The 17,264-nt window shown below is 65.8% G+C and carries 19 protein-coding genes and 1 pseudogene; 11 read left to right on the forward strand and 9 right to left on the reverse strand.

What is annotated here, in order from left to right; all coding sequences use genetic code 11:
* Positions 1-16 precede the first annotated feature (16 nt).
* From MLE18_RS16065 to MLE18_RS16095, 7 genes are read left to right on the forward strand one after another with little or no spacing between them, the layout of a single operon-like run.
* Positions 17-1,144 carry a permease gene (locus MLE18_RS16065; RefSeq protein ID WP_419714897.1) on the forward strand — a complete coding sequence of 376 codons (1,128 nt, stop codon included), beginning with the start codon at positions 17-19 and terminating at the stop codon, positions 1,142-1,144.
* Positions 1,145-1,157: 13 nt separating this feature from the next.
* Positions 1,158-1,391, forward strand: coding sequence for a thioredoxin family protein (locus tag MLE18_RS16070; protein ID WP_243439815.1), 234 nt, complete (start codon positions 1,158-1,160; stop codon positions 1,389-1,391).
* Positions 1,392-1,407: 16 nt separating this feature from the next.
* Positions 1,408-1,800: a putative zinc-binding protein gene (locus tag MLE18_RS16075; RefSeq protein WP_243439816.1), complete on the forward strand. Its 393-nt coding sequence runs from the start codon at positions 1,408-1,410 to the stop codon at positions 1,798-1,800.
* Entirely contained in the window at positions 1,797-2,186 is a 390-nt protein-coding gene (locus MLE18_RS16080) for a thioredoxin family protein (protein ID WP_419714898.1), read from the forward strand. The genes MLE18_RS16075 and MLE18_RS16080 overlap by 4 nt, the downstream gene beginning before the upstream one ends.
* 10 nt (positions 2,187-2,196) lie before the next feature.
* Positions 2,197-2,904 (forward strand): cytochrome c biogenesis CcdA family protein, encoded by a 708-nt coding sequence (locus tag MLE18_RS16085; protein ID WP_243439817.1) that lies wholly within the window; start codon positions 2,197-2,199, stop codon positions 2,902-2,904.
* 60 nt (positions 2,905-2,964) lie between these two features.
* Positions 2,965-4,056 carry an ACR3 family arsenite efflux transporter gene (gene arsB / locus MLE18_RS16090; protein WP_243439818.1) on the forward strand — a complete coding sequence of 364 codons (1,092 nt, stop codon included), beginning with the start codon at positions 2,965-2,967 and terminating at the stop codon, positions 4,054-4,056.
* 10 nt (positions 4,057-4,066) lie between these two features.
* On the forward strand, positions 4,067-4,501 hold the full coding sequence (locus tag MLE18_RS16095; RefSeq protein WP_243439819.1) for an arsenate reductase ArsC: 435 nt from the start codon (positions 4,067-4,069) through the stop codon (positions 4,499-4,501).
* Here MLE18_RS16095 and MLE18_RS16100 read toward each other — a convergent pair.
* The gene (locus MLE18_RS16100) at positions 4,498-5,499 is read right to left on the reverse strand and encodes a LysR family transcriptional regulator (RefSeq protein WP_243439820.1); all 1,002 of its coding nucleotides are present in this window, start codon (positions 5,497-5,499) and stop codon (positions 4,498-4,500) included. The genes MLE18_RS16095 and MLE18_RS16100 overlap by 4 nt on opposite strands.
* Positions 5,500-5,646: 147 nt before the next feature.
* On the opposite strand from MLE18_RS16100, the gene MLE18_RS16105 reads away from it, so the two are divergent.
* Together MLE18_RS16105 and MLE18_RS16110 are read left to right on the forward strand one after the other, a co-directional pair.
* Positions 5,647-6,105, forward strand: a complete 459-nt coding sequence (locus MLE18_RS16105) for a C-GCAxxG-C-C family protein (protein WP_243439821.1) — start codon at positions 5,647-5,649, stop codon at positions 6,103-6,105.
* 33 nt (positions 6,106-6,138) lie between these two features.
* The gene (locus MLE18_RS16110; RefSeq protein ID WP_243439822.1) at positions 6,139-6,696 is read left to right on the forward strand and encodes a putative zinc-binding protein; all 558 of its coding nucleotides are present in this window, start codon (positions 6,139-6,141) and stop codon (positions 6,694-6,696) included.
* Between the two features lie 66 nt (positions 6,697-6,762).
* On the opposite strand, the gene MLE18_RS16115 is transcribed toward MLE18_RS16110, so the two are convergent.
* The 8 genes from MLE18_RS16115 to MLE18_RS16150 form a co-directional block, all read right to left on the reverse strand.
* A complete protein-coding gene (locus tag MLE18_RS16115; protein WP_243439823.1) occupies positions 6,763-9,909 on the reverse strand; it encodes a molybdopterin dinucleotide binding domain-containing protein in 3,147 nt (1,048 codons plus the stop codon).
* Between the two features lie 12 nt (positions 9,910-9,921).
* Positions 9,922-11,052: an NrfD/PsrC family molybdoenzyme membrane anchor subunit gene (gene nrfD / locus MLE18_RS16120; RefSeq protein WP_243439824.1), complete on the reverse strand. Its 1,131-nt coding sequence runs from the start codon at positions 11,050-11,052 to the stop codon at positions 9,922-9,924.
* Between the two features lie 10 nt (positions 11,053-11,062).
* On the reverse strand, positions 11,063-11,812 hold the full coding sequence (locus MLE18_RS16125) for a 4Fe-4S dicluster domain-containing protein (protein WP_243439825.1): 750 nt from the start codon (positions 11,810-11,812) through the stop codon (positions 11,063-11,065).
* Positions 11,813-11,817: 5 nt separating this feature from the next.
* Entirely contained in the window at positions 11,818-12,180 is a 363-nt protein-coding gene (locus tag MLE18_RS16130) for an ArsR/SmtB family transcription factor (protein WP_243439826.1), read from the reverse strand.
* Between the two features lie 441 nt (positions 12,181-12,621).
* Positions 12,622-14,454, reverse strand: coding sequence for an aldehyde ferredoxin oxidoreductase family protein (locus MLE18_RS16135; protein WP_243439827.1), 1,833 nt, complete (start codon positions 14,452-14,454; stop codon positions 12,622-12,624).
* Between the two features lies 1 nt (position 14,455).
* A complete protein-coding gene (locus MLE18_RS16140; RefSeq protein ID WP_243439828.1) occupies positions 14,456-15,133 on the reverse strand; it encodes a 4Fe-4S dicluster domain-containing protein in 678 nt (225 codons plus the stop codon).
* The gene (locus MLE18_RS16145; protein WP_243439829.1) at positions 15,126-16,100 is read right to left on the reverse strand and encodes a HesA/MoeB/ThiF family protein; all 975 of its coding nucleotides are present in this window, start codon (positions 16,098-16,100) and stop codon (positions 15,126-15,128) included. The genes MLE18_RS16140 and MLE18_RS16145 overlap by 8 nt, the downstream gene beginning before the upstream one ends.
* Positions 16,082-16,528, reverse strand: a complete 447-nt coding sequence (locus MLE18_RS16150) for a hypothetical protein (protein ID WP_243439830.1) — start codon at positions 16,526-16,528, stop codon at positions 16,082-16,084. The genes MLE18_RS16145 and MLE18_RS16150 overlap by 19 nt, the downstream gene beginning before the upstream one ends.
* A gap of 18 nt (positions 16,529-16,546) precedes the next feature.
* On the opposite strand from MLE18_RS16150, the gene MLE18_RS16155 reads away from it, so the two are divergent.
* Entirely contained in the window at positions 16,547-16,705 is a 159-nt protein-coding gene (locus tag MLE18_RS16155) for a hypothetical protein (RefSeq protein WP_243439831.1), read from the forward strand.
* A gap of 391 nt (positions 16,706-17,096) precedes the next feature.
* A pseudogene (locus MLE18_RS18230) lies at positions 17,097-17,243 on the forward strand (integrase core domain-containing protein); the annotation flags it as partial.
* Between the last annotated feature and the right edge of the window lie 21 nt (positions 17,244-17,264).

Consider the following 17,264-nt stretch of genomic DNA (forward strand, 5'->3'; position numbering starts at 1 on the left):
AGGCGGGGAGGGAAACATGAACGACCTGAGAGAACTTCGCATCGACGCCCCGGGCGGAGGCATCGCCCCCCCGGAGGCGGCCCCTTCGCCGCCCGCGCCAGACAAGGCGCCCGGGCAGGCCGGACGGGGAGAAATAAAGCGCATCCTGGCCCTGGGCGTCCCGGCGCTGGCCCTGTGGATCGCCGTATACATGCACCTGGAAGCCTGGGCCGACGCCGCGACCTACGGCCTGCTCGGGCTGGACAGGGGGTCGGCCTTCGCCAGCGCCCTGGCCTTCTTTCTCTACGACGGCCCCAAGGTGCTGCTCCTTTTGACCCTGGTGGTGTTCGGGGTGGGCATCATCCGCTCCTTCTTCACCCCGGCCAGGGCCCGCAGGCTGCTGGCCGGGCGCGGCGAAGCCTGGGGCAACGTTATGGCCGCGCTGCTGGGCACGGTCACCCCGTTCTGCTCCTGCTCGGCCGTGCCGCTCTTCGTGGGCTTCGTCACGGCGGGAGTGCCCCTGGGCGTGACCTTCTCCTTCCTGGTGAGCGCGCCCATGGTCAACGAGGTGGCCTTGGTGCTGCTTCTGGGGCTCACGGGCTGGAAGGTGGCCGGGTTGTATCTGGTCACGGGCCTGCTGGTGGCCGTGGCCAGCGGCTGGGTCATCGGGCGGCTGAAGATGGAGGGGCACCTGGAGGAATGGGTGCGCCTGATCCACGCCGGGCAGGACCAGCCCGAGGCCGAGCCGGGCTGGCCGGGCAGGGTGCGCGCGGGCCTCGACGCCGTGAGGGACATCGTGGGCCGGACCTGGCCGTGGGTCCTGGCGGGCATCGCCGTGGGCGCGTGCATCCACGGCTGGGTGCCTGAGGGGTTCATGGCCTCCATCATGGGCCGCGACGCCTGGTGGTCAGTGCTGGCGGCGGTGGGCCTGGGCATCCCCATGTACTCCAACGCGGCGGGCATCATCCCCGTGGCGCAGGCCCTGCTGGAGAAGGGGGCCGCCCTGGGCACGGTGCTGGCCTTCATGATGAGCGTCATCGCGCTCTCGCTGCCGGAGATGGTCATCCTGCGCAAGGTGCTCAAGCCGCGCCTGCTGGGAGTGTTCGTCGGGGTCGTGGGTCTGGGCATCCTGCTGGTGGGCTATCTGTTCAACATCATCCTGTAGCCCTGGAGGACGCATGGATATTCAGGTGTTGGGTCCCGGCTGCCCCAAGTGCCGCGAGGTCGAGAAGCTCGTCCGGACCGTCGCTGCCGAACTGGGGGCGGATGTCACCGTGGTCAAGGTCGAGGATTTTCAGGAAATCGCGCGGATGGGGGTGTTCGCTACGCCAGCCGTGGCCGTCGATGGCGAGGTGAAGTGCGTCGGCAAGGTGCCGTCCAAGGCGGAAATCGCCGGGTGGATCAACGGATAAGACGCTGGAGGCGACAATGAACGCTACGTGCTGCTCGAAAGAGCGTGAAATCATGATTCTGGCCTGCTCAGGGGGCTCCAATGTGGGGCAGTTGACGAACCAGGCCGCCGTGGAACTCACGCGCGAAGGTTTCGGGAAGATGTTCTGCCTGGCCGGCATCGGCGGGGGGCTCGGCGGGTTCATCAAGTCCGCCAAGGACACGCCCCAGGTCATGGTCCTGGACGGGTGCCAGGTCGGCTGCGCCAAGGCCATCATGGAGCGCGAGGGAATACCCTTGAACCATCACGTCATCGTCACCGACCTGGGCATAGAGAAGGTCAAGGACAGGCAACTCGCCCTGGAGCGGGAGGACGTGCTCACGGTCATGCGGGCCGGGAAGGCCTCCGTGGGCGAGAGGGCGGGGCTGTGAGGGGAGGTTTCGTCGGCACGGCGGCCGCGCTGGTTTTGGCGGCGTGCATCGCCGTGCCGGTCCTTGCCACACAGGCCCTGGCCGCGCCTCTGCCCGAGGTGCCAGCCAAGGGCACGGTGACCATGGTGGACCTGGGGGCCAAGTCCTGCATCCCGTGCAAGATGATGATCCCGGTCATGGACGCGCTGGAGAAGGATTACGCGGGCAAGGCCGCCATCATCTTCATCGACGTCTGGGAGAACCCCGAGCAGGGCAAGAAGTACGGGCTCCGCGCCATCCCCACGCAGATATTCTACGACAGGGACGGCAAGGAGACGTACCGGCACGAGGGCTTCTTCGACAGGAAATCCATCGCTGAAATCCTGGACAGGCTCCTGGCCCAATAAGGAACCCACGGTGCTCGACCACATCTTCATGACGATCAACGCCTGGATGGTGGACAGCTTCGCGGTCGCCGCCGTGGGCTGCTTCCTCTGGGGCGTGGTGAGCGTGCTGTTCAGCCCGTGCCACCTGGCCTCCATCCCGCTCATCGTGGGCTACGTGGCGGGGCAGGGGCAACTGATACGTGGGCGGGAGGCCGTCAAATACGCCCTGGCGTTCACGTCCGGGCTGTTCCTGACCATCGCCGCCGTGGGCGTGGCCTGCTCCCTGCTGGGGCGGATGCTCGGGGACATCGGCCCGTACTGGACCATCGCCGTGGGCGCGGCCCTGGTGTGGGTCGCCCTGGACATGCTCGGGGTGGCCAGGTGCTCCCTGTCCGGGGGGCTGATGGGGCGCCTGAAGGTCAGGGGCATGAGCGGGGCGTTCCTGCTCGGCCTGGCGTACGGGGTCCTGTCCGGCTCCTGCACGTTCGGCTTCATCGCCCCGATCCTGGCCATCATCACCATCCAGCAGAAGATCATGACGGGCGTCGCGCTGATCGTCCTGTTCGCCGTGGGGCACTGCGCGCCCATCGTCGCGGCGGGCAGTTCCACGGCCCTGGTGCGGCACTGGCTGGAGAACAGGGCCGTGCGCACCGGCGGGGACTGGTTCCGCAAGGGCGCGGGCGGCATGATCGCGCTGCTGGGCATCTATTTCATCGCGAGACCTTTTTGGGACGCCTGAACCCGGATGCCCCGTCATGCGGGGTGTCATGAACGCCAACCAGTGGCCTGGAGGCCGTATATGACGGAAAGCATCACGAAAAAGCTCTCCTTTCTGGACCGCTACCTGACCCTGTGGATCTTCGCGGCCATGTTCGCGGGCGTGCTCATCGGCTGGGCCATGCCCGGCGTGCGCGGCGTGGTGGAGTTCTTCCAGGTGGGCACCACCAACATCCCCATCGCCATCGGGCTCATCCTGATGATGTACCCGCCCCTGGCCAAGGTGAAGTACGAGAAGCTGGGCCAGGTGTTCGGCAACGCGCGGGTGCTGGGGCTCTCCCTGGTGCAGAACTGGGTCATCGGGCCGGTGCTCATGTTCCTGCTGGCCATCGCCTTCCTCTCCGGCCATCACGAGTACATGGTGGGGCTCATCCTCATCGGGCTGGCCCGCTGCATCGCCATGGTCATCGTCTGGAACGACCTGGCCTCGGGGGACCGCGAGTACTGCGCGGGGCTGGTGGCCTTCAACTCCATCTTCCAGGTGCTGTTCTTTTCGGTGTACGCGTGGCTGTTCATCACCTACCTGCCCGGCGTCCTGGGCCTGAAGGGCGTGGCGGTGGACATCTCCATGGGCCAGATCGCCCAGAGCGTGTTCATCTACCTGGGCATCCCCTTCCTGGCGGGCATGGCCTCCAGGTTCCTGGGCCTGAAACTGAAGGGCCAGCAGTGGTACGAGGAGGTTTTCCTGCCCAGGATCAGCCCCATCACGCTTACGGCGCTGCTTTTCACCATCCTGGTGATGTTCTCGCTCAAGGGCGAGTACATCGTGCGCCTGCCCTTCGACGTGGTGCGGGTGGCCATCCCCCTGTGCGTGTACTTCCTGGCCATGTTCGCGGCCTCGTTCTGGCTCTCCTGGAAGGCCGGGGCCACCTACGAGCAGTCGGCCACGCTCTCCTTCACGGCGGCCTCCAACAACTTCGAGCTGGCCATCGCCGTGGCCGTGGCCGTGTTCGGCATCGACTCCGGCCAGGCCTTCGCCGCGGTGATCGGGCCCCTGGTGGAGGTCCCCGTGCTCATCGCCCTGGTGAACGTGGCCCTGTGGATCAAACGCAGGTGGTTCCCCCACGCGGTTGAGACGCCGCTGGGCGTGTGCCATGTCTCCTGCAAACCCTAGAGGTTAGGTCATGCCTTTCAAGACGAAGATTCTGTTCCTGTGCACGGGCAACTCCTGCCGCAGCCAGATGGCGGAGGGGTTCGCCCGGGCGCTGCGCTCCGGCGACATGGAGGCCTATTCGGCGGGGGTGGTCCGGCACGGAATGAACCCGCTGGCCGTGAAGGCCATGGCCGAGGCCGGGGTGGACATCTCCGGCCAGAGCTCCAAGACCGTCGATGACCTGGCCACGAAAGAGTTCGACTGGATCATCACCCTCTGCGGCCACGCCAACGAGAACTGCCCGTACTTCCCCGGCAAGGCCCGGCGCATCCACGCGGGCTTCGACGACCCCCCGGCCCTGGCCAAGGCCGCCGCCACCGAGGAGGAAGCCCTGGCCCACTACCGGCGGGTGCGCGACGAGATCAAGGCCTTCGTGCAAGGGTTCGACATCAACGCGGCAGGCTAGCAGCAGCGCCCCTCCGACCCAGACCTTGGCCCCGGCTCATGCTCTGATTCCGGGGGGGCGAACAGGTTCTCCAAAATGGTGCGCGCCCCGCTCATGGAGTGAGCCTTGGCCCCCTCCATGAGCTTGGCGCGCACCATGTCCATGAACGCGGCCAGGGGCGGGGAGAGCCATTTGTCCTTGTGGCGCACCATGAGCACGGCCGTCTCCAACTCCCCCTCGGCCCAGTCCAGCACGGCCAGCCGCCCGGCGGCCACGTCGCGGCGCACCGCCAGCTCCGGCAGGATGCTGACGCCCACCCCGTCCATCACGCACCCGCGCAAAGCCGCCGCGCTGGAGAAGGCCACCCCGGCGGCCGTCGCCACGCCCCTGTCTGAGAGCAGGCTCTCGAACATCTTCCGGTAGGAGCAGTCCGCCGTGGAGAGCACCAGGGTCTCGCCCTTGAGGTCGTCCGGGCCGATGGCCCCGCGCCCGGCCAGCCGGTGCCCGGGCGCGGCCACCAGCACCAGGCGTTCGACCCCCAGCAGCTCAACCACAAGGTCGCCCCCGCGCACCGAATCCGCCATGAGAAAGGCCAGGTCCGTCACGCCCTGGCGCAGGTCCTTCTCCAGGCCCTCCAGGGTGCAGGCCGTGAAACCCAGGCGGACGTTGGGGAAACGTTCCCTGAAGGGCCGGATCACCCCGCCCATCCTGTACGCGCACAAGGATTCGGGCACCCGCACCGTGAGCGCGCCCCGGGCCTCGGCCTCGCCGGAGACCCAGGCCCGGGCCTCGTCCTCCAGGTCGAGGATCTTGCGGGCGTAGTCCAGCAGGCGTTCGCCCGCCTCGGTCAGGGCCACGCGCCTGCCCAGGCGCTCGAACAGCTTGACCCCCAGGTCGGCCTCGATGGCCGCGATGCGCGCGGATACCGTGGACTGCGCGGCGTGCAGGGCCTCCCCCGCGCGGTTGAAGCTGAGCAGCCCGGCCACGGCCACGAACGTCCTCAAATCGCGAAGTTCCATTTCAGCCCACTATTGTTCGGTGTTCCCGATCAGCCATATCAAATATAATCGTTAGAATTGATCGTTGATAGCTTGTAAACAGCTATTCAGATCAAACGGCGTTGTCAACCGGGCTGCGGCCCGGCCGCAAACACAAGGAGAACGAAGATGGACAAGATTCAGGTGGAGCAAAGGACATACGAGCTGTTCCAGGGGGGATTCCACTGCGCGGAATCCGTGCTCGCGGCGTTGCTCGAAGCCTCCGGGGCGGAGGCGGGCGAGTTCGCGACGAAGGCCGCCACGGCGTTCGGCGGCGGCATGGGCCGCAGCAAGGAGGAGACGTGCGGCGCCATCACCGGTGGCATGTTGGCGCTGGGCGTGCTGCAGGGGCGCACCGGCCCCGGCCAGTGCTGGGACAACATCGCCGCCCGGGCCGCCGAATTCCGCGAGAAGGTGCGCGCCATCACCGGGCACACCAGATGCCGCGACGTGCTCGAAGCCCTCGGCCCCCAGGAGAACATGGAGAAGTGCAAACGCCTGACGGCCAGCTCGGCGGGCATCCTGCACGAGCTGCTCGAAAAGCCCGGCCCGTGCATCCCGGCGGGCACATGCGGCTGCCGTCCCTAGTCACAACGAAACCGGAAAACGGAGGAATACGCCATGAGTTGCGAAAAGAACGCTGCTGCCGAGTGCGCGTCCGCCTGCGGGAACCAGTACGAAACCGTGAACATCCGCAAGCCTGCCGGCGTCTGCCAGCTCTGCGAGGATTTCTCTCAGAGGCAGTCCGCCAAGCCCGTGGCCGTCATGTGCTGCGAGGGCTCGTGCCTGCGGGGCGAGATCGCGCGGCAGGCCTCGAACATCCTCTGCCATTCGCTCCTGCCGGAGCGGACCGTGCGCGTCTGCCTGGGCGGGGCGTTCACCAAGAACACGGGCCAGCGCGCCCTGGTGCGCAACGCCCCCCTGGTGGTCGCCATGGAGGGCTGCTTCCTGAAGTGCGCCACGCGGATGATGCAGGGCGTGCTGGAGGGGCTGGAGCCCGACGTGATCATCGCGGATTCGCTCATCGACTTCGACAGGAACCTCTTCAGCGCCGACGAGATGCCCGAGGTCGAGATCATGGGCCATGCCCTCAGCATCGCCGAGCGGATGGCCGCGAAGCTGGGCGGGCTCCGTCCGGCCGCCGCGCCCGCCGAGTCCGGCTGCGCCTGCACGGGCTAGCCGCCACTGGCGGCTGGCCCCCGGTAAGGAGTGAGGCCCCTGACGGGGCCTCACTTTTCATGTCGATTACGCCTTCACGAGTTTCACCGACGATTGGTAGAACACCGCGCTCGCTCCGATCTTGTCCACCAGTCCGGTGTTCTTCAGCACCGGGTCCAGGCGCATGGCCGCGTTGGCGTGGATGCCCGTGCCGCGCCTGGCGTCAGGGACGATCTTCTTGCCGTCGATCTCCCACGCGCCTGCCCCTTGAGCCCAGTGGCCATGCCCAAGCGAGAAGCTGACGACTCCGGGCCGGAGCCCTTCCAGCACCTTCACCTTGCCCACCACCGGCTTCTTGCCGAGCGGCCCGAGATCCCAGACGCCCTCGGGGTTGGAGGCGGAGAGCACCTTGACCGCGTCGCCGTCCTTGAGGCCCAGCCTGGCCGCGTCGGCCGCCGAAACCTCCACGAAGTTCTCGGGATACGGGGCCTGGAGCCAGTAGTTGCCCGAGGTGCGGGATTTCGTCTGCGTCACGGCCTTGTAGGTGATGAGCGTCAGGTCGTAGCCTTCCCTGGTGTCGGGCAGGGGATTGCCCGCCACGTCCAGGGGGCCGGGCACGAACCCCGCGAAGGGCAGGTAGGGCTTCCCGGTGATGGAGTCCTTGGCCTTGTAGAGGTTATCGAAGTAGATGCCCACCATCTTGCCGTATTTGTTGGTCAGCTGCCCGTCCTTATATGCCTGGGCGTATTCCTGGAAGCGCCCGCCCTTGTTCAGGATGGTCACCACGCTGGGCCACAGCTCGGGGCCGGCCAGCGCCTCCCAGCGCTTGGCGTCGAACACGGAGGGCGGCAGGTGCGCGCGGGCCTTGAGGAAGATGTCCATGTCCTCCCTGGTGGCCGGGGGCAGCTTCTCCGTCCCGTCCGCCTTGTCGCCGAAGGCCAGGTTGGCGACCATGCGCAGGTACATGTCGTCCTGGTGCTTGAAGTGCAGGCCCTTGCCGAAGGCGTCCTCGCCGAACCCGGCGAGTTTGAGCTTCTCGGCCAGGCCGAGCAGCATGGCCTCCAGGCTGATGGGCATCTGCTGGCCGTAGACCGTGCAGGTCTCGGTCATGGGTTTGGCCGCGGGCTGGCGGAACGCGCCCACCTTGGGGGCCATGGACGGATGCGAGCCCACGAACTCCCAGCGCTCCAGGTAAGTCAGGTCCGGGAAGACGTAGTCGGCGAACACGCTGGTCTCGCCCACGGTGATGTCCGAGGTGATGAACAGCGGAATCTTCTTCGGGTCCGCCAGGATGGCCGCCAGGGCGTGCCCGGCCGGGAGCGAATACACGGGCGTGCCCATGTAGAGCATCAGGCATTTGAGCGGATACGGGTACATTTCGCCCGCGCTGGGGATGACCTCCTGGTAGATGTCCGAGGCGAAGGGGTACCACACCCGCTTGGCCGGGTAGCCAGTGAACAACGAAGACTTTTCGTAGCTCGTCTGGTGGCGGATGATGGAGATGCCCCAGCCCCTCATCTTGGCCGGATGCTTCGTGAGGTTGAAGGGCTTTCCCTCGCGCTCGCCGTCGTGGTTGAAGGTGGTGGCCTTGGCCAGGCCGCCCATCCAGTCGTGGTTGCCGATCAGCACGTTCACCAGCATCCAGGAGACCACGTTGGAGAACCCGGCCGTATGCTGTGAGACGCCCCGGTGCAGGTCGCACACCGCCCGCTTGCCGTGGGAGGTGAACTCCTCCGCGATGGCGGCCACATCCGCGGACTCCACCCCGGCCAGCTTGCACCACTCGTCGAAGCTCTTGGAGGCGGCCTCGTCGGCGTAGATCTGGAGCGCGGTCTTCACCTTGATCCCGTTCAGCTCGCCGGAGAAGAACACCTGCCCCTCGGCGACGGCCTTGTCGTCGTTGGGGTCGAAGGGCACGGGCTCACCCTTGTCGTTGACCGCGATGAACGGGTCGAAGCTCCACTCGGACTTCCCGTCCTTGGTGGGGCGCTTCTGGACCTCCATGCCCAGGTCCGAGCCGCGCAGGAACACCGTGGGCTTGCCCTCGGGGGAGAGCTTCACCAGCCAGCAGGCCTGGGTCCAGGTGGGCTCCTTGTCGGCCTTGGCGGCGGCCTGGTTGGCGTTGGCCAGGTATCTGGCGTCGAAGCGCTTGTTCTCGATGATCCAGCGGATCATGGCCTGGGCCAGCGCGCCGATGCCCTCGGGCCGCACAGGCAGCCACTTCCAGGCCCGGGCGGCGGTCTTGGAGCAGCGCGGGTCGGCCACGGCGATCTTCACGCCGTCCGCCGTGAGCTGGCTGATCTTGCTGGCGCGCAGCGGCGGGCCGTAGTTGGCCTCGAAGGGGTTCGCGCCCACGAAGAAGATGAACCGGGCATTGCCGGTGTCCGCCTGCCAGTAGAACTTGGAGCCGTCGGTGAACCTGCCCTCCACGAACTGGTCGGACATGGCCTTGCAGGAGAAGTACAGCGAGCCCTGGCACACGGTGGTGTGGCCGTGGTAGTTGTAGGAGCCTCCCGAAAAATCCGTGAAGCGGCGGATGAGCTCGCTGCGCCCGCCCTTGAGGCGGCCCCAGTTCAGGCAGAACTGGTTGTTCTTGAGCCCGAAGTCGGGGTGGTCCGGGTCGATGAGGTACTTGAGGTTGTCCGCGTGCTTGGCCTTGAACTCCTCGAGGGTCATCTTCTTGTTGGAGACCTCGGCGGCGTCCTTCATCAGGGCGTCGGAGACCTTGGGGTCGCGGCAGACCAGGATGTCCTTGAGGCCGTCCACTTTGCCCTCGCCGAAGAGGTCTCCGCCGTCCACGATTTCACTGACGGCCTGCTCGAAGGGTATGGCCTTCCACCTGTTCTCGCCGCGCTTTCCGGCCCGCTTGAGCACCTTCACGATGCGGTAGGGGTCGTACAGGGTCTGGATGCCCGCGTAGCCCTTGGGGCACAGGGGGGCGTCCATGAGCGCGGCCTCGGCAAGCGAGGTCTTGTAGGGGAGCTGCGGGGTCAGGGTCCAGGGCGAGAGCGGGCTGCCGTCGATCTTGACCACGTTGCCGTTCTCGATCTTCACCTTGATGCCGCACTGGGTGTTGCACTGCTGGCAGGCCGAAAAGATCATGCCTTCCGGTTTGTAGCCCTGGTAGGGCGTCTGGAGGGGCGCGGCCGCTCCGGCCGGCTGGGCCAGCCCCTCGCCCGCGGCCAGGGCGCAACCGAGCAGCGCGGAGGATTTCAGGAAATCTCTGCGATCCATATGCTTGCCTCCTCAACTGGCCTTGGTGGTTTGCGGGCCGCTGCCGTAAAGCCCCGGGAAGAACCGGGGCCCCATGAGGAACCCGAACAGCGCCAGTCCGCTCACTCCAGCGGCCATGCTCCATTCGGCCAGGCTCGGCAGGTACGAAAGCATCAGGCGCGGATGCTGCCAGGCGGTATCCAGGCCGGGCAGCATGGGCACGCTCTGGGCCGGGACCACGAAGGCCCAGCGCGCTCCGGCGAACCCGACCAGGATCAGGAGGCATGCCCAGGCCGCCAGGCCGGGGTTGTCCTCGGTCTGGGGCAGCAGGAACAGCGGCAGGGCCATGCCGGCGAACACGTGCAGGCCCCAGAAGGCCCAGGCCCCGGGCCCGGCGGAGAGGTTGCGCATGGCGGCGAGGGTCTCGACGCGCCCGCCCTGCCAGCCGATCCAGAGCCAAAGCCCCTCGAGCACAACGAACGCCACCAGAAGCAGCTGCACGACGCAGCCGAGCCGTATGACTCCCTCCCGGTTCGTCATGCTCCACCAGGCCAGGGCGGTGACCAGCGCGCCGCCGCACAGCAGCGCGGCGCAGACGAACAGGAGCGGAACGACGGGGCCGCTCCACAGGCCGTGGCCGGTGAGCACCGAGAAGAAGAAGCCGTTGGTGAAGTAGAAGCACAGCCCCACGGGGATGGACACCCAGCTCCAGAAGGCCACCAGGCCGTCGTCGCGTTTGGCGAAGGCCCAGGCCTTCATGAATGAGACGAAGAGCACCGCCGAGAAGAAGAGGAACATCCACCACATGGGGGATGTCAGGCTCGGCGAGAGCAGGAAATTGAACATGCGTTCGAAGCGGCCCAGGTCCGAGGCGATGGCGATGCCCGCGCAGACCTCGGCCACGAGGGCGGCGTAGGTGGCCAGGCCGCCCAGGGGCTTGAGCTCCCTCACGCCGAACATCTGGGTCAGGGCCGAGACCAGGAGCCCGCCCGCCGAAAAGCCCACGAACAGCAGGTACATCACCACGCCCATGCCCCAGGGCACGTACGAGCCCAGGTGCGTCCCGCCGGTGCGGTGGATGAAGACGTCCACCACGGAGTAGGCCAGGGCGGCCAGGCCGATGAAACTCAGGTACAGAAGAGGCTTGTTGACGCGTGCATTCATGGTGAGCCTCCTATCCCAGGTAGAATACGGCCGGGCGGGTGCCCAGTTCCGGCTTGAGCGTGTAGGCGCGGGCCGAGCCGATGAGCCCGCTCACCAGGGCGGCGGGATCGGTGCGGTCGCCGAAGTAGGTGGCGCGGCCGACGCAGCTGGTCACGCAGGAGGGCAGCTGTCCCACCTCCAGCCTGTGCAGGCAGAAGTGGCACTTGCGCGCGTTGCCCACGGGCGAGCCCTTGCCGCGCTCGCCCCACGGCTGGCCGTACTCGGGGGCGTTCTGTTTCTCATAGGCGCGGGCGGCGTAGCGGCCCTGGACGAGGCCCGGCTCCTCGGCGGTCCGGGTGGTGTAGAAGCCCCCGAAGTCCGAGCAACGGGCTCCGTAAGGGCATGCGGCGAGGCAGTAGCGGCAGCCGATGCAGCGGTTGTAGTCGATGACGGTCACGCCCTGGGCGTTCTTCCAGGTGGCCGTGACCGGGCAGACGGAGACGCAGGGGGGATTCTCGCACTGCATGCAGGGGCGCGGCAGGAAGCGGCGTCCGACGTTGGGGTAGGTCCCGGTTTCCTGCTCGATCACGGGGCGGTAGATCACGCCTGGCCCGAGGCGGTTCTCTGAGGCGCAGGCCACGGCGCAGGCATGGCAGCCGATGCACTTCGCCTGGTCGATGACCATGGCCCATTTCACCTGACTTTGATCCTTGGCCAGCGCCCGCTTGAGTTCGCGGTACATCCTGATCAAGGGGTCTTCAGTGGGCAGACTCCCGCTCATGACCTTCACCCCCGTTTTGGTGGTTGCTCACAGTTCCTCTCCGGGCTGCAACGGTATTTCCCCAAGGCCGCGAGGTCCTCGCGCGCCTGATCCGAATCCGCCAGGTGCTTGCCGAGCGCCGCCAGAATGACGCGGGCGAAGGGCAGCGCATCATCCGAGAGGCGGTAGTACGCCCAGGTCTTGCACCTGCGGCCGGTGATGATGTTTGCATGCTTCAGAAGCGCCAGATGGCGGGAAACGGTGGATTGGGGCATCCCGAGGGCGTGGGTCAGGTCGCACACGCACAATTCACCATCGAAGAGCAGATGGACTATGCGCAGGCGCGTCTCGTCTCCCAACGCTTTGAACAACTGGGAAATGGATTTCATGGTTCATTCTTTAATCCGAATATCCGGATTAAGGCAAGGAGAAGTATCACGTTCTGCAGCGCTTACGTGTGGTTTCAGGCGGGGGCGGCCGGCTCTGCCCGGCGCGGGAGGCGAACCCGGGGTTGCCAACGGCGCTTCTACCGCCGAGGCGATGTTCCGAATTGCCGCCGGACCCAGTATGAGCGCGCCTGGAATCGGAAGCCGCCCGCCAGGCCAGTGGCTTTCATCATGCCATGCCGTCGCTGTGACGTGGCCTGAGGCACAGGGCTGGACCCTCTCAGGATGCGGCCAGGCAGGGCGGTTGCGCGGGGCAATACCGTGATCGCAGACAACGTTACGCGGGCGCCGGTGCGGCGCAATGCGGCGAGCCGCACGCGGCAACCGCACCGGACCCTTGTCTGTCCATCTGGAGCGCAAACCTCCCTGCCTGGCATGTCACGGTCAGCTCTTACCTATGGTGAATCCAAGGCCAAGGGCGATCAATTTCTCATCGCTTGGCTTTGTCGTGGCCTGGTCCCAGCCTCGGGTCTTGTAGAACTGGTCCAGGACGCCGGTGAACTCGTCCCTCTTCAGGACCGCGCCCTTCTTGGGCCCAACCGTCAGGGGTTCGGTGAAGAACCGCTCCGGCAGCCAGTCGTCTGCGCGGGTGAATCCCTCGCGCAGGTTGAACATCTTTTCGAGGTTGAAGGCGCGTTCCCCAATCCTTACGAAGTCCTCGGCCGAGCACTCACGGCCGGTGATGGCCGAATAGAGGCTCGCGTAATGCGCGTTGGTCATGAATTCCCCCGGGCCCGCGGTACCGGCCGAGAAGAAGCATCCGCCCAGGCAGTCGAGCGCCGCCCTGGAGTTTTGCTGGTCGATGCTGCGCCCCGACAGGTGGTCCGCCCCCCGGTTGGACGTGGCGTAGGACATGCCCATCGGCGGGTTCACATGCACGTTATGCCCCGCGCACTCCTGCCCTTTCACATGGATGGCGTAGAAGTCGCTGTCCTTGCCGATGGCTTTGGCCAGCGCCTTGACCCCTCGCGAGGCCAGGTCGCCCACACCTTCGCGGTAGGTGATTTTCCTCAGCATCTGGCGCGTCGACTCCACATCGCCCCATTTGAGGTCGATGCCGTCCAGGAACGTGCTGTCGATGTGGCCTTTTTCTTTTGCTTCCATGAGGAAGCCGATGACGTTGCCGGCCGAGATGAAGTCCACCCCGTAGTCGTCGGACTCGTAGATGGTTTTCAACAGCCCGGGCAGATCCTTGATGAGGAGGTTGGCGCCGAGCAGGGCGCCGGACTCGTACTCAGGCCCGTCGTGCGAGACGCCCTTGAAGGGGCCGCTCTTGACCATGCCGGATTTCTTGCAATGGATGGGGCAGCCGAAGCAGGAGTAGTTGCGCACCCAGTACTCTTTTTCCGAGGCAACCCCGCCGATGGCTTCGATGCCCTCCATGGTGCCTTCACGGTAATTGCGCACGGACTCGGCGCCGCGCTCGCTGTTGGCGGTGATCCCGGCGGCGGTTCCGTAGCGCGCCCGGCCCGGAAAATCGGGGTTGGTCATCATGGCCTTCATGCTTTGCTCGTAGGCGGCCATGAAGGCTTCGCGGTTCGAGGCCACCGGGGCTCCCTTGCCCCGGACGCAGACGGCCTTGAGCATCTTGGAGCCCATGACGCAGCCCGTGCCGGACCTTCCGGCCGCGCGGGAGGCCGTATGCATGATGCAGGCGTAGCGCACCTGCTTCTCTCCGGCGGGGCCGATGTAGAGCGACTGGAAGCGGTGGTCGCCGAGTTCCTTGGGCAGCAGCTTGTCCAGCTCGTCAGTGCCCTTGCCCCAGAACTTTTGGGCATCGCGCAATTCGGCTTTGTCGCCGTTGACGGCCAGATACACCGGGCTCGACGCCTTGCCGGTGATGACGATCCCGTCGTAGCCGGCGAACTTGAGCTCCGGCGCGAAGAACCCGCCGACATTGGAGTAGGCGAGCGTTGAAGCGTTGGCATGTTTCGACTTGAGCGCCGAAGTGGTCGGCGATTTGGTCACCACGCATGTGCGGGACGCGCACGGCACGGGGAACCCCGAGTAGGCCCCCGTGAGAAACATCAGCGGGGTGTCCGGGCCCAATGCATCGGCGCCAGGGGCAAGCCGGTCCCAGAGCATCTTCGCCCCGAGGCCACGGCCGCCGCCAAAGGCAATGACATCCGCTTCGTTCAGGGGCTTCTTCTCGATTTTTCCCGTTGTCAGGTTCACTTCAAGAAGCGCTCCGCAGTAGCCGGGCAGGCTCTTGGTCATGTCATATACCTCCATACCAGCGTTGGGCCATGGTCTTGAACACGGCATCGGCCCTCTGTCCGTAGAACTCCCGGTTGACGTCCACCGGCACCAGCGAGAGGGCCTCGGCAGGGCACCGTTTGACGCACTGGGGGTCGCCGCCGCACAGAGAGCACATGCCGACGGGCTGCTTCAGGCCCATGTCCAGACTGATGACGCCCGTCACGCAGGCGGCTTCGCAGCTTCCGCAGGTGGTGCAGCGCGAGGCGTCGGCCTTGATGGTCCCGGTGGCCTGGTCGCGGAAGATGGCCTTTCTGCCCGTGGCCGGATCGGGGGTCACGGGGCAGGCATCCACGCAAGGCGGTTTGGGGCACATGGCGCACACCACGGGAACGTCGATATCCGGGTTGAAGTTGGCGACTTTGATTCTGGCGTACGTCGGGTTGCCAAGCGTCGCGGGCAGGCCGTCGGCCGCCGCATTGTACGAGGAGCAGAACATCTCGCATAAGCGGCAGCCCGTGCACTTGGAGAGGTCGGCCAGTATCGCCTTCGCGCCCTGCCCGCCCTGGGCCCAGGCCACGATCCTGAACGGCCCCGCGATGCCGCCAGCCAGCGCGACGAGGCCGCCAGCCATCGCGCCCTTCAAGAACAGCCTCCGGTCGATGTTCGACTGTTTTTGACCGTTGCACTCCTTACTCATGGCTTCCCCTTGGTTCGTGGTTCTCCGCCTCATTGCGGCATCCCGCCGCTTGCCGTGTCTCGCCGTCGTCCGGGGCTTCGTACCGTTGCCAACGGACAGCGCCCGTGATCCAGTCGGGAATTCCTATCTCGCCCGTTTGCGCGTTGTGGTAGTATGAGCACCCCGAATAGGGATCGAAGACATGGAATACCGGCATCGCCGTGACCGCGGACCCGCGAAAGGGCAGCCCGCGAAGTGCCGCCGTGTTCTTCACCGCCTCGAAGGCCATGGCGGCATTTGTGAGCGACACGAACACCTTGCAGGACCGCGCGGGGAGATCACCCCGGAACATGGCCTCCACCACGCCCGGAGCGTATTTCCCTTCCCGGCCCGGATAGAAGGTCAGGTCCCGGAATTTCCTGGCCGCCGCGGCGTAGTCGATCTCCGTGAGGCGCTGCCCTTCCGTGCCCAGCCTTGCCGCCGCTTCGAGCGTCATTCCTCCCTCGTGGGTGAAGGTCGAGACGACCCAGGCCCCCGAAGAGGCCGGTCCGACGATCATGCGTTTGCCGAGCTCCGCGCATATCCGGCCGACCACGATGTTCGCCTCGACGTCGGTCGTTCCCGCGAACACCAGGTCCGCCCCGGAGAGAACTTCCCTCAACCACGGAGCGAGGTCGCGATCGATGCTCATCTCGTGCGGGATGACCTTGGAGGCCGGATTGACGGAGAGAAGATAGTCCCGCCAAGCGGCCACCTTGGGCAATCCGATCTTGTCCGTGCCGAATGGGAGGCGGTTCAGATTGGTGGGCTCCACCACGTCCGGGTCGATGATGGTGAAGCGTTCGAATCCGAGGCGGACCAGATGCTCCATCACCGCGCCGTTGCCGCCGGCCCCGATCACGGCGAGTTCCATGCCGCGCATGGCGCTCATGAGTTCAGGCGTGAAGTTCGCATAACCGGTCTGGCGGTCTACAAGAGCGTTCCACATGTTGTCGCGTCCTGATGCGGTAAGTGCGTGGATACGAGCGCCCCGTCATGCTCCCGGAGGTCGCGGAGATTGATCATCATGGGGATGCGCACGAGGCCCGGCACTATCTCGAAAGGCTTGTGCCACTGCCTGTGCCCGAGGGATTCATACCGGGGCGCAAGGGCCGGGTCGCAATAATGCAGCGCGTGCCGGAATCCGATCTCGCGGCAGCGCAACAGCACATTGAAGCGGAAAGAGCCGAAGAACGCCGTGCCCCGCACATCCGGATGGAGGACCATGCGCGTGTTCACCACGGAACGGGAAAGGTCTTCATCGTTGAGAGAGGAGAAGCCGAACCATTCCGGCCATTCGTCCGGAATGCGGGGGAGCGATGCCTGCACGGAGGTGCTTACGGCCAGGAGCGCTCCGTCCGTGCCGAATGCGCACATGTGCGTTGACTCAAAATCATGCGGCTCGACGACCAGACGCCTGCGGTGGTCTACTCCGGGGAACCCGTCCGCCATGTGCTTGAAATGGAAGTCATAGCGGAATCGAAAGACTGCAGCGAGTTCATCACCTCCGCTTCCGGAAAGAAGGCGCAGCGGGGCGATGTCCCTTTGGATTGATTCGACTCGCTGTCGATTCCGCCGCCCTCTCATGGCTCACCCCGCCCTATCGTCATATCAAGGAGGTAAGTGGTTAACTCCTCGATATTGTGTCATTATTCCTTCGTGACTGTGACTCCTTTGGCCCTGAAAGAAAATACACTTTCCTGCTCGATTATTGCCCGATCCTGCGCCCTCGGCGTGCAACCGGGCACTTGGGGGAGCCCCCCGAAAGGTTGTTCCGAAGAGTTGCATTCGTCGTAAACCCAGGCGAGGAGATTGTACATAATGACATCCCGCGACTGACCTGCCTCCCCCAAAACCTGAGCCAGGACGCCCTTCCCAGGAAGTGAGAGGTCCGAAGAAACCCGGCGGGTCAAGCCTTCGCCTGCAAGCTTGGTGGGAGAAGAACAAGATCCGGATCGACTCCATTCAGTCAGGCCAGCCGCGGCAAAGCGCTTGCCTGGAGCGAGGCAATCGTCCGGTGCGCCGCGGCTGGCTGGGGCGGCACCTGTTTGAGGACATGGAGGAGGTCGGAGACTACGCCGCCAGGTGGCTCTAAACATGCAGCAACGAAAGG

Origin of the sequence: Fundidesulfovibrio soli (assembly GCF_022808695.1) — a bacterium.
GTDB lineage: Bacteria > Desulfobacterota > Desulfovibrionia > Desulfovibrionales > Desulfovibrionaceae > Fundidesulfovibrio > Fundidesulfovibrio soli.

Excerpts from the sequence above, each read along its gene's own strand:
- MLE18_RS16105 (WP_243439821.1), top strand. The coding sequence starts at position 5,647 with ATGGACAAGATTCAGGTGGAGCAAAGGACATACGAGCTGTTCCAGGGG.
- MLE18_RS16070 (WP_243439815.1), top strand. The coding sequence starts at position 1,158 with ATGGATATTCAGGTGTTGGGTCCCGGCTGCCCCAAGTGCCGCGAGGTC.
- arsB (WP_243439818.1), top strand. The coding sequence starts at position 2,965 with ATGACGGAAAGCATCACGAAAAAGCTCTCCTTTCTGGACCGCTACCTG.
- MLE18_RS16100 (WP_243439820.1), bottom strand. The coding sequence starts at position 5,499 with ATGGAACTTCGCGATTTGAGGACGTTCGTGGCCGTGGCCGGGCTGCTC.
- MLE18_RS16140 (WP_243439828.1), bottom strand. The coding sequence starts at position 15,133 with ATGAGTAAGGAGTGCAACGGTCAAAAACAGTCGAACATCGACCGGAGG.
- MLE18_RS16110 (WP_243439822.1), top strand. The coding sequence starts at position 6,139 with ATGAGTTGCGAAAAGAACGCTGCTGCCGAGTGCGCGTCCGCCTGCGGG.
- MLE18_RS16115 (WP_243439823.1), bottom strand. The coding sequence starts at position 9,909 with ATGGATCGCAGAGATTTCCTGAAATCCTCCGCGCTGCTCGGTTGCGCC.
- MLE18_RS16065 (WP_419714897.1), top strand. The coding sequence starts at position 17 with ATGAACGACCTGAGAGAACTTCGCATCGACGCCCCGGGCGGAGGCATC.
- nrfD (WP_243439824.1), bottom strand. The coding sequence starts at position 11,052 with ATGAATGCACGCGTCAACAAGCCTCTTCTGTACCTGAGTTTCATCGGC.
- MLE18_RS16130 (WP_243439826.1), bottom strand. The coding sequence starts at position 12,180 with ATGAAATCCATTTCCCAGTTGTTCAAAGCGTTGGGAGACGAGACGCGC.
- MLE18_RS16145 (WP_243439829.1), bottom strand. The coding sequence starts at position 16,100 with ATGTGGAACGCTCTTGTAGACCGCCAGACCGGTTATGCGAACTTCACG.
- MLE18_RS16150 (WP_243439830.1), bottom strand. The coding sequence starts at position 16,528 with ATGTGCGCATTCGGCACGGACGGAGCGCTCCTGGCCGTAAGCACCTCC.
- MLE18_RS16075 (WP_243439816.1), top strand. The coding sequence starts at position 1,408 with ATGAACGCTACGTGCTGCTCGAAAGAGCGTGAAATCATGATTCTGGCC.
- MLE18_RS16125 (WP_243439825.1), bottom strand. The coding sequence starts at position 11,812 with ATGAGCGGGAGTCTGCCCACTGAAGACCCCTTGATCAGGATGTACCGC.
- MLE18_RS16155 (WP_243439831.1), top strand. The coding sequence starts at position 16,547 with ATGCGGCTCGACGACCAGACGCCTGCGGTGGTCTACTCCGGGGAACCC.
- MLE18_RS16135 (WP_243439827.1), bottom strand. The coding sequence starts at position 14,454 with ATGACCAAGAGCCTGCCCGGCTACTGCGGAGCGCTTCTTGAAGTGAAC.
- MLE18_RS16095 (WP_243439819.1), top strand. The coding sequence starts at position 4,067 with ATGCCTTTCAAGACGAAGATTCTGTTCCTGTGCACGGGCAACTCCTGC.